Origin of the sequence: Mycobacterium sp. (assembly GCF_049802695.1) — a bacterium.
GTDB lineage: Bacteria > Actinomycetota > Actinomycetes > Mycobacteriales > Mycobacteriaceae > Mycobacterium.
This window is the reverse complement of the sequence record NZ_JBARMY010000258.1, coordinates 1-6950: the sequence shown is the minus strand read 5'-3', so window position 1 is coordinate 6950 and position 6950 is coordinate 1. Positions and strand designations below refer to the sequence as shown.

Here is a 6950-nt window from a genome sequence, read left to right as displayed (position 1 = left end):
CACGTCGCGGTAGAACGTCACCGACCGCCTGAGCGACTCCACATATTGGATGACGTAGTCCACGCGACGCATGAAATACACCGTATCGGCTCCTGCTGTGACGGGTTCGCCCCGGCGGTCCGCGAGGAATCGTGACATCAAAGACGGCGGGTTACCGGTGACGGCGGGTCTGGATATTTGCGTAAGTTGGTCCGCATGACCAGTCCTGGTTCCGCCGACAGCGACGTTCCCGATGAGATTGCGGAGCTGGCCGGGCGGCTCTTCGACATGGCGCGCTCGGGAAATGCCGCGACGCTGGCCGCCTACTTGGATGCCGGCGTTCCGGTCAATTTGACCAATTCGGCCGGCGGCACGTTGCTGATGCTGGCCGCCTACCACGGTCATCCCGCCACTGTGCAGGCACTGACCCGACGTGGGGCCGAGGTCGACCGGGCCAACGACCGCGGGCAGACCCCGCTGGCCGGCGCGGTGTTCAAGGGCCACGACGAGGTGGTCCGAGTGCTGGTCGAGGCAGGCGCCATCCCGTCCGCGGGTCGACCCAATGCCGTCGATACGGCTCGCATGTTCGGGCGCACCGGCTACCTGGAGATGTTCAACGGCTTTGCCTGAAAGTAAGGTCAGCCCTTGCTTCCGTACGGAAACGCCTCAGCTGGGGTGGCCCAACTGAGCATCCGACGCGGGGCGTGGTTCAGTTTGGTAGCGGTGGCGTCGAGGTCGTCTTGGGGGAAGCTACGCAAAACCGCGTTCTTGTACAGGTACTGGCGTAGCAGCCGGTTCGTGTTCTCTTTGGTCCCGCGTTGCCACGGACTACTGCGAGGGATGGCGCGGGCTACCAGCCGCCGAACCGCTACGCTGCGACCTGTTACCACCAAACGCTTCGACCTATCTGTACCCCTCGATGTCTTTCTCTTCGATTGATCGTGCGAGCTGTTCGCCCTTGTCGCTGAGCTGCAGCCACGCTGAATACATCCACCTCTCAGGGTCGTCGTAATGTTTGACATAGACGTGGGAAATCGTGCGTATTGAATGATCAAGCAGTCGGTCCCAGGGATCGAAACGCTCGCTTCCCGCGGGCACGACTCCTCCGAGATGTTCACCTTCGGAGTGCACTCCTCCGAGCCTGAATAGTCCATCGCTCACAAGAGAGCGAATGACTTCCAAGGTTTCGTGTTGCACTTCTGACGGTGATGCCGACGGATTTTGGTGTTTGACATGCCAATCAACAGCATTGAGATCCACAAGTTTACCGAGGCCGTCGAGTAGTAGTCCTCGGCGCACCGTTTCGCGTGAAGAGTTCATGGATAATCCCTACCTTCCCTGAAGGTCTGGGTTACTGGCTCAGGTTGGCGCGTACGCCTTCTTCGACTTTTTTGCCGATCTCGGGGTCGATGTTGCGCCAGTATTCGAAGACCCGCGACAATACGGGTTCTTTCACGCCGTCGGACACATGGTGAACAATGTTGTGCACCAGGCGTTGGCGCTGCGCGTCGTCCATCACGTCGCGCACCAGCGTGCCGGCCTGACTCCAGTCGTCGTCGTCGGGGCGCAGCGTGGCGGCGGCGCGCACCATCTCCCCGTCGGCAGACCAACCCACCTCGGCCGCGCGAGCTGGATCGGCTTGGGGGCCGCCCACCGAATTGGGGGCATACACCGGGTCGGAGACGTTGACAAAGCGCATCTGTCCGTCCTTGGAATAGCTGCGCACCGCAACCTTTGGGGCGTTGACCGGGATCTGGTCATGGTTGGCTCCGACGCGGTAGCGGTGGGCATCGGCGTAGGCAAAACTGCGCCCCAGCAACAACCGGTCCGGGCTTAGCCCCGTGCCGGGCACCAGGTTGGACGGCGCAAACGTCGCCTGCTCCACCTCGGTGTGGTGATCGGTGATATTGCGATCCAACGTCATCGTTCCCAGATCGATGAGTGGATAGTCGGCATGCGGCCACACCTTGGTCACATCGAACGGATTGAGCCGGTAAGTTTTGGCGTCGGCGAACGGCATGATCTGCACCTTCACCGACCAGCTCGGATAGTCCCCACGCGCGATCGCCTCATGCAGATCGCGCAGATTGTTATCCGGATCGACCCCCGCCAGCCGGTCCGCCTCCTCTTGGGTCAGGCATTCGATGCCTTGATCGGTTTTGAAGTGATATTTCACCCAACAGACCTCCTCGGCGCTGTTAACCCAACTGAAGGCATGCAGGCCATAGCCGTTCATGTTCCGCCACGTCTTAGGGATGCCGCGGTCCCCCATCACCAACGTCACGAGATGAGCCGACTCTGGCGACAGCGTCCAAAAATCCCACTGCATGTTGTGGTCATGACAATTGTTGTCCGCGCGGCGCTTGGCCGAGCGAATCAGGTTGGGAAACTTCAACGGGTCACGGACGAAAAAGATCGGGACGTCGTTGCCGACGATGTCCAGGTTGCCCTCAGAGGTGTAGAACTTCACCGAGAACCCGCGGGTGTCGCGCAGGGTGTCGGCGCTGCCGCGCTCACTGGCATTTCCGGCCAGCCGGACAAACACGTCGGTCCGAGCGCCCGGCTGGAAAACCGCCGCCCGGGTGTAGGCGCTGACATCGCCGGTCACTTCGAAGTAGCCGAACGCGCCTCCCCCCTTGGCGTGTGGCTGACGCTCCGGAACCCGTTCCCGGTTGAACGCAGCCATCTGCTCAATCAGGTAGGCATCTTGCAACAACACCGGACCATCCGGACCAAGCGTCAACGACCGCTCATCACTGGGTGCCGGAGCCCCCGCATTCGTCGTGGTGTAGTTCTCCGTCATTTCACTATCTCCTAGCTGTGCTGCGATGAGCTAGCCCCACCGAAACACCAAGGCTGCCATTGCAATTCGTGCAGCTACTCGGAGGACCACTTACAATTTTGGATCGGCGGGGCGAGCCCGAGACGGCGAGCGATGGCAAGCCGCCCGCCCCGCCGATCTGTCGGTATGCGCAGCCTACTTCTGGGAGGGTGAGCATCGCCCGAGCACTATTTGAACAGATCCTTATGGTCTTCCTTGATTAGGTCTGCGCCCTTCTCGCCGACCATGTAGACGTGGTTTTGGATGCGGCAGTCAGGGATGACCGGGGTAATGGACGCATCGATGACACGCAGGTTGTTGACGCCGTGGACCTTAAGCTTCGGGTCAACCACACCCTGCTCGATGTTCTTGGACAGCCGGGCCGTACCACAGGGGTGAAATGACGTCTGGACGCGGTCCTGAATAGACGTCGTCATCAGCTCGTTCGAGTGCAGAGGCATATCCCAGGGGTACTCGCTGACAATGAGGTCCCTGAAGCCATCACCCTTGGTGAGAACGTCGTAGGTGAACCTGATGCCCTCGCGTATGGCAATGATGTCAAGCTCATTGGCGAGGTAGTTCAGGTTGATGTTGGGCTGCGTCAGAGGGTCGGCGCTGTTGAGCGTCACCTCACCGCCTTCGGACACCGGGCGGACCAGGTCAACATGCACGGTGAGGTGGTCGCCTTCGTCGGGGGTCGGGTAGTGCCATTGGAATGCCTTGGCGAACATGGGGACGAAATCGAGTTCCAAGTGCGGCTGTCCCTGCGGGGCGAAGGGGTCGAGCCCGCCGTTGGCGGCCTTGGCCTCGCGGTAGATGGGGTCCTTCTCCAGGTACTTGTCGATGCGGGAGTATCCGCACATCTCCAGCAGACCCGAGCTGACGGGGCCGGAACGGTCCTTCTTATAGGCGTCCACAGCAGCGTCGTGCTTCGCACCCGGGCGCAGCAGGGTGCCGTCCACACCGAAACCATCCTTAACGCGCAGCACCGACGGGACGCCGGGGTGGTCGAGGAGGTGCTGGCCGACGTGGCGAGAATCCACAATCACGTCGATACCGTGCTTCGCCAACTCGCGGGCAGGACCCACCCCGCTGAGCATCAGCAGCTTAGGGCTTTCAAAGACCCCCTGGGAGAGGATGACTTCACGGTTGGCGTAAAAGTTGCGCTCAGTGCCGGACGGGTCGACGACCGTCACACCCTTGCATGTGCGATCAGCGTAATCAATGATCAGACGCTTGGAACGAACCTCAGACATTATCGTGATGTTGGGCTTGTCCTTCACGAACAGGTAGCTGCCCGAGCGCTGGCCCTCATAGATGGTGTTGATGGAGTGGGTGAGGCCGTTCATCTCACCGTCGTAGATGTTCTCGGTAAGAGGCTCGCCCCGAGACGTCCAAGCCTTGATGAGAGCATCACGGAAATTCTGCAACTCCGGGATGTCGGCATGCGAAATCGGGATGGGGCCACCGGCACCGATCTTCTCGAGTTCGGGTGGGTAACGCTTGGCGTCCTTGGGGTCACCGTGGTAGGTAGCGCTTTTGCGCAGGTAGTGCACCAGCGGCTCCCAGGTCCATTCCTGGCCCCCGTAGTCCGCCCACAGATCAAAGGTCGCCTTGCAGCCGGGAACCCACGTGAAGTAGTTGAGAGCGGAGCTGCCACCGAGCATCTTGCCGCGGGTGTTGGGATGATCAACGCGCTCCCAGTCCGCACGTTTAACAAACGTGGTCTTGTACGCCCAGTCATGCTCGCTGTTGCGCAGGCCCATCGCCAGCGACGGAGTGGTGACGTCCTCAATCTCCTCGGGGTTGCCGACACCTGCCTCCACGATCAGAACGCTGACATTGGGATTCTCGGCAAGACGGCCGGCGACGGTGTTACCCGCAGTGCCGCCGCCAACGACAACAAAGTCGAAGTGAGCACCGTCGATCATCATTTCCTCCTCGAAAAGGGTTGCGTATGTAGCAGAGAGCCGCACCACTCAACAGCCAATTAGCCTGTACAAGGACTGAGCGGTTTGTCCGACGCGACTAATATTTGTCCGCGTTCCGATGGGCTGTCCAAGACGGAAAAGCTATGGATTGACAGCGAAAGGTTATGGATGCTGGTGGCGATGGCTAGGGAGCAGCATTGCGGTGCTCGCCAGCGGTGTGGTGCGTCGGTGCACGTTAAGATTCGCGGATTCAATTGTGGTACCGCAGGATTTGTCACCGGCGCGTGTTGGCTGGCGGCGGTGCAGCAATCCGTGCGGGTATCGGTTCGCAGTCGGCGAAGGATTGTGCGAGCGAGGAAGCTGCCTGCTCAGCAGGCCGCCTGCCGGGTCGCTACCGGGCAGCGTCGATAGGTCCGAGCCGCTGGTCGAAGAATTCATGCAGTTTCAGCTGCTGGGCGCTTGCCACGAATGCCTGGGCCACCGGTGAGGCCGGCCCAGTGGGGTTGGTGGCAACCGCGATTCGCGTCGTCAGGATCGGATCGACCAGTTCGACCGCGCGGATATCACCCACCAGTACGGTCGTCGATAACCAGGTGTGCGAAACGATGCAGGCCCAGTTTCCCGCGGTGACCTGAGCGAGCAGCGTGGCGACCGAGTCGGTCTCCACGTGCGGGTTGGCGGAGAGGTTGTGATCGGCGAAGGCCTCGTCAATGACCTGGCGGGCCCGCATGTCCGGGCTCAGCAACAAAAGCGGCAGTGTTGCCGCATCTGTCCATCGCAGTGTCGAGGCACCTGCAGCCAGCATGGCTTCGGCCGCGACCAGCATGCAGCGCTCGTCATACAGCGGCATCACGTCTAGACGCTGGCTTTCTTCCGGCGCAACCGGCACGATGGCGGCGTCGAGCTCGAACTGGTGTAGCCGTCGGTACAACTCGGTGGTGGCCAGCGCGGATCGGACCTGCACTTTCACCGACGGGTGAGTCGAACAAAACGCTGCGAGCATCAACGACACCGTCGTCGAAGCGGTCGGTATGACGCCTAGCCGAAGTGTCCCGGTCATCTCCGAATGCGGAGCGCGCATCTCGGCTTTGAGCGCGTCGTATTCGGCGAGAATGCGTCGGGCCCACACCACCAACCGTTCTCCCTCTGCAGTGAGGCCCTCGAAGGTGTGTCCGCGGATAATGAGTTTGGCGTCCAGTTCGCGTTCGAGTTTGGCGATGGCAGCCGACAGCGCGGGTTGCGACACGTAACAGTTTTGGGCGGCCCGAGCGAAATGCCGCTCCTGCGCAACGGCGACAAAGTACTCCAAGTTACGAAAGAGCATTGCTACCTAGCCTTCGCGGGACCGTTAAGCGCACAACGTGACTTTTATCCTGGCCTTGCCGCGAGCGCAGCGGTCATCAACGCTCTGAGCGTAGCCGAGCAGGGACAGTACCGGCTTTGCGATGACGGCGAAAGTGGTATACGTCAGAGTCAACGCGTATCGCGTCACAGGCAGCGGCCCATCAGTCCCAGGCAAACCGGTGCCTTTGCGATGTAACACCGAAACGTCGCCGTCTCAAATCAGTCGGCCGGTGCTGGCCGCCGCAGCGACCGGACCGCCCGACCTGCTGACGTCCACCACGCGTGACGGGCGATGTGGCGTTTAAAGGTCCGCGACGCCTCGGATTCGATTTCAGCTCAAGCTACTTCGGTGATCGGCGCCAGGCGCGATCGAGATTCTTCATCGAAGCTCTTCTTCAAACTGCCGATCGCCACTGAGCCGTCCTCGGCCGCAGAATCCGTCGGCGCGGTCGCCGGGCTGGTCAGTGCCGGCGGATCGTCGAGGAAGTCGATCGTGGGGTGCACACTGATACTCATGGCCACCGGAGGCCGGCTGGAGAAGTATGTAGTTAATCCTGCCTTCCGGGTCGCGTTGCGACTTGGGATTGCGCCGCGCGCGTTCGCGTTGCTTGAGACCATTGGAAGGTGCAGCGGCCAGCCGCGACTGACCCCGGTGGGCAACGGGCTCAACGGCGATGTGTTCTGGCTAGTGTCCGAACACGGCAGGCGCAGCGGGTATGTGAAGAACCTCCTAGCAAATCCGCGTGTCCGCGTCAAGGTCGGCCGCCGTTGGTATCCCGGTACCGCTGCGATCATCGACGAAGACGATGCTCTTGTCCGGCGCCGACGACTCGATGACGCCAACGGGCTCATCGGCCGAGCCGATGGGGTCATCT

General features: G+C 61.3%; 7 protein-coding genes and 3 pseudogenes. 2 read left to right on the top strand and 8 right to left on the bottom strand.

Annotated features, from left to right (window positions below):
• Nucleotides 1–72 (bottom strand): annotated as a pseudogene (locus tag WA317_RS10585) (VOC family protein); the annotation flags it as partial.
• Nucleotides 73–195: 123 nt separating this feature from the next.
• On the opposite strand from WA317_RS10585, the gene WA317_RS10580 reads away from it, so the two are divergent.
• On the top strand, nt 196–609 hold the full coding sequence (locus WA317_RS10580; RefSeq protein ID WP_425172983.1) for an ankyrin repeat domain-containing protein: 414 nt from the start codon (nt 196–198) through the stop codon (nt 607–609).
• Nucleotides 610–617: 8 nt separating this feature from the next.
• On the opposite strand, the pseudogene WA317_RS10575 reads toward WA317_RS10580, so the two are convergent.
• From WA317_RS10575 to WA317_RS10545, 7 genes and pseudogenes are all read right to left on the bottom strand, one after another.
• Nucleotides 618–809 (bottom strand): annotated as a pseudogene (locus tag WA317_RS10575) (IS30 family transposase); the annotation flags it as partial.
• A gap of 73 nt (nt 810–882) precedes the next feature.
• On the bottom strand, nt 883–1299 hold the full coding sequence (locus WA317_RS10570) for a hypothetical protein (protein WP_425172982.1): 417 nt from the start codon (nt 1297–1299) through the stop codon (nt 883–885).
• Nucleotides 1300–1330: 31 nt separating this feature from the next.
• Nucleotides 1331–2782 carry a catalase gene (locus WA317_RS10565; protein WP_425172981.1) on the bottom strand — a complete coding sequence of 484 codons (1452 nt, stop codon included), beginning with the start codon at nt 2780–2782 and terminating at the stop codon, nt 1331–1333.
• Between the two features lie 206 nt (nt 2783–2988).
• Complete coding sequence (locus WA317_RS10560) at nt 2989–4731, bottom strand: GMC family oxidoreductase (protein WP_425172980.1); 1743 nt, start codon at nt 4729–4731, stop codon at nt 2989–2991.
• Nucleotides 4732–5122: 391 nt separating this feature from the next.
• The gene (locus WA317_RS10555; RefSeq protein ID WP_425172979.1) at nt 5123–6055 is read right to left on the bottom strand and encodes a LysR family transcriptional regulator; all 933 of its coding nucleotides are present in this window, start codon (nt 6053–6055) and stop codon (nt 5123–5125) included.
• 237 nt (nt 6056–6292) lie between these two features.
• Nucleotides 6293–6405, bottom strand: a pseudogene (locus WA317_RS10550) (family 1 encapsulin nanocompartment shell protein); the annotation flags it as partial.
• Nucleotides 6406–6411: 6 nt separating this feature from the next.
• The gene (locus WA317_RS10545) at nt 6412–6591 is read right to left on the bottom strand and encodes a hypothetical protein (protein ID WP_425172984.1); all 180 of its coding nucleotides are present in this window, start codon (nt 6589–6591) and stop codon (nt 6412–6414) included.
• Between WA317_RS10545 and WA317_RS10540 the strand changes: the two genes are divergently transcribed.
• Nucleotides 6590–6950, top strand: a 361-nt coding sequence (locus WA317_RS10540; RefSeq protein ID WP_425172978.1) for a nitroreductase/quinone reductase family protein, incomplete at its 3' end; no start/stop codon positions are given. The genes WA317_RS10545 and WA317_RS10540 overlap by 2 nt on opposite strands.